Annotated in this window: 1 protein-coding gene and 2 pseudogenes; all 3 read right to left on the reverse strand. The window is 48.3% G+C overall.

Annotated features, from left to right (window positions below; genetic code table 11):
• Positions 1–16 precede the first annotated feature (16 nt).
• Positions 17–589 (reverse strand): annotated as a pseudogene (locus LEPTO7104_RS34265) (IS630 family transposase); the annotation flags it as partial.
• A 164-nt stretch (positions 590–753) separates the two neighbouring features.
• Positions 754–2,067: an NB-ARC domain-containing protein gene (locus tag LEPTO7104_RS0116995; protein ID WP_196358124.1), complete on the reverse strand. Its 1,314-nt coding sequence runs from the start codon at positions 2,065–2,067 to the stop codon at positions 754–756.
• A gap of 787 nt (positions 2,068–2,854) precedes the next feature.
• Positions 2,855–3,488: pseudogene (locus LEPTO7104_RS38425) on the reverse strand (transposase); the annotation flags it as partial.

Raw genomic sequence — 3,488 nt, forward strand, 5'->3', positions numbered from 1 at the left:
CGACGTGTCACTCTCAACTAAAGCCACATTCATCCCAAAACCAGACCTGGAGCTTCTCTGGGGATTCTTTAGTAATTCTTAAATACTCCTCCAGTTTTTGCCTTGAAGAGTTTTTCGCTTCTCTGGATCTTGCTTCTCCTCTAAGCTATATTTGGCCCAGAGGTAAACGACTTTTTTGACTTGAGAATCCTCCTCACTTGACTTCCACTTAGCTGAATCCCGGTTTCTTGTTCTAAATATGTGGCGAGCCGAGCCGCCGTCCATCGACCAAATTCGTACCCCAATTCTTGAGGCTCTTTCTCAATGACATCCAATAATAAGTTGACATATTGATCGGTGGCCTTATGATAATTCCCATGCATTCGTTCATCGGTTAAACTGGCTAAGTCACTTGGATTTCCGTGGGCACACCAATAGGCTACTTTCCTTAAGGAGCAACCTAGAAAGTCTGCAATCTCTTGCTGTTTCTGCCATCATTTCGCAATAGCAGAATTAGAATACGCTCACGAACGTCGGGATGCTCATGAAATTTAAGCTGCTTCTGCAATTCCTGTTTCTCTTCGGCCGTTAGGTAATTCTTGATTGGCATGTATAACTCACCAAAATACACTCCCTAATATGTAGTTTAGATGCTTAACAGCTTATCGTCCTTAGTAGGATTAAAAGAAAAGTCTTTGGCAAAGTGAACGCATGCCGCCACCATAACCCTGTCGAATTTGGTGGAACTTTTAATGGTGCTGGAGGAAGTATCTGTCATTTAGACTTTCCCTTTTCGCCACCATATGATTTGTATTCTTCGTCAGTTGTTTTACTGCGGAAAAATTCACGGGTAAGGGGATGGAGCCGATAGCTATTTGCGTCGAAGGGTTTTAGGAGATTAAAGCGAAGAAGAGTATTCTTAGCACGAGTCATCTCATCTGGACTATAGGGGCCATCTTGTGGGTATTCCTCAGCCAAAAATGCTCTCATGACTTCAACCATATCCCACCCAATTGGGCCGGGGTCGAGGCGTCCAATGAGCTTTGCTATTAACTGTGTAGATTGGTTTAACCGCTCCCACGAAAGATTGAACGCGGCTTCAAGGCCACGACGAGCGGTGATTACCCAGGCAGGATTCTCTTGGGCGTCACCATCAAAAGCTTCATGTGAGGGGACTGTACGATCTCCCTCTCGTTTTCGCAGGTCTTGGAAGAAAGCCGCAATGGAAAGAGACGTATCAACCGCTAGATAGTGACCAGAAAGCTCGATGGCTAGAGGTAAGTCACCGAGAAACTCACAAAGGTCGTTGGTGATTCTTTCGTGATCTGTGCGGCCATCTTTTACGATGAGGGCCAGAAGTTTTAGAGAATCTTCACGCTCCAGCACATTAATAGGGAAATTACGAACCGGAGCTTGAAGATTTAGACGAATGGTGAGCACTACTTTGAATCGGATATCACGAGGAAGGCAGTGGGGGAAAATATCGCTGTAGTTATCAACATCATCAAATACGAGCAGAACCTCCCCTTGTGGCCAGTGTCGCCAGCAATAGGCTAATCGGTCATTAGTGGTAAGGAGATCGGATGGAATCTGTAAGCCGAGGTCAATCTGGGCAAAGGTAATTATCTGGCTTGGAATAGAGGCGTTATTACCAGAATCAAGCCTGCGGGCAAAGATCCAGCACACCCCCGCACTGTAAGCACTGGCGTAGCGCCTAGCATATTGGATAGCAAGTTCAGTTTTACCAATACCACCCATCCCGGAAAGTGCTACCGGCTGAACCTGGGAAACGGTTTCGCTGAGCAGGGCATGTAAGGCATCCAAAGTTTTTTCACGGCCAACAAAGGAGGAGGTGCCCGTGAAAGGGATGTTATTACGAGAAGAATCAGGACTATTCTGGACCACCATCGCATAGTCGCTCTGCTTCAGAGGAATCTCGAAGGCATTGAAGAGCCGCTGTATAGAGCTTCGATCGACGCGCTCTCGATTAAGAATTTGTGTAATTGTGCTCTCGGATAGAGAATCCCCTTTCCCCTCGCAATAGCGAGCGAACTCAGCCTTAACACTAGCGTTCTCAAGTTCTTCCATTGCCACCAACTCACGCGCTCTAGTCTGGAAGCGGTCTAATCCTGATTCGGTGAGAGTCACCGAACGCTTACGGCTAGCAGGCATATCAAAAACGTCAGAGAAGATGTCTGGTCACTTATACAGTGGGTGCTGCTGCATTTCCGTAGAGATTTGTTGAGCCACTACAAACCCTAGTGGAAAAAAGAAGGGAATAACCCTGTGGTGAGAAAAAAGGGACTTAAGCGAATTCCGTTAAATCCTTTCCACAGCCTACTGCGATCGTGGTTTCTTATTTTCATGCCGCTATCCAAGTACTGGCCTTATTCCAGGCCAAGGTGGCTACCCCATCCGGTTGGTAGCGATTCTGTCGTTCATTGAAAGGAGATGTGATTCGCATGTTATGGCTGACCATCAAAGCTATAGTTCCCATCATAGCGAGAGCGATGAGTCGCGTTTTATCGAGGCGCTTTCATCGCTTAGTCCAAAACCAAGAGCACGCCGAACAGATACCCTGTACAGCTTAGTGCATCGTTGCTTCGGCGATCTTAAGAGCGCGAAGAAGAGAGGGTATTCCTATGAGGAGCTGGCAACCCTCTTCTATACCGAATTGGGGAAGACAATTACCCCTGGGACGCTCAGGAAGTACATGAACAGGGCAGCAAAAGCGCAAGATGTCGAGAGGGTGCCGGATCCAGTAGAGCCTGTTCGTAATAGCACGACAAGCTTCGTTCCAATTAAGGATGCTCCCCAAAGTGTTCCGCTACCAACGGAATGTGTCAACAAAAATGAGACAGAAACTAAAAACAAATTAGTGTGGAACCGCCTGGCTGTTAGGAGCTGCTATCGGTGGATTGATCCAAACGGCATTGGGCACCACGGGTGGAGTGGGCGGATGATGGACAAAGCGCTCAGGATGGGCGAGATAAGCCGTGTTTAAAACGGCTTGTCGTTGCTGAGTGACGACGTCAGCTTGGCCTGAATGCATCACCTCAGGGGTCAATAGACCAATGCCCCCATGATGATGGACTTGGTTATACCAGGCAAAGAAGTGTTGGCAAAAGGCCCTGGCATCTTCGATACAGCCAAACTGTGTGGGAAACGTGGGCTGATATTTCAAGGTTTTGAATTGCGCCTCCGAAAACGGATTGTCATTGGACACCTGGGGACGGCTATGGCTCTTGGTCACGCCCAGATCAGAGAGCAGGAACGCGACCGTCTTCGAGGTCATTGACGTACCCCGGTCAGCATGGGAGCGTCAACTGCCCCGGCTCAATGGCCTGCTTCTGACAGGTGAGTCGAATCAAGCGCTCGGCCCAACGCGCCCCGATTCGCGATGCGCCACCATCCCAGCCGACGACATAGCGACTGAAGACATCGAGAATCACATAGAGCTGAAAGTACGTCCATTTTTGGTGGCTACGGAGCTTTGTGATGTCCCAAGA

Source organism: Nodosilinea nodulosa PCC 7104, assembly GCF_000309385.1.
Classification (GTDB): Bacteria; Cyanobacteriota; Cyanobacteriia; order Phormidesmidales; family Phormidesmidaceae; genus Nodosilinea; species Nodosilinea nodulosa.

Excerpts from the sequence above, each read along its gene's own strand:
- LEPTO7104_RS0116995 (WP_196358124.1), bottom strand. The coding sequence starts at position 2,067 with ATGGAAGAACTTGAGAACGCTAGTGTTAAGGCTGAGTTCGCTCGCTAT.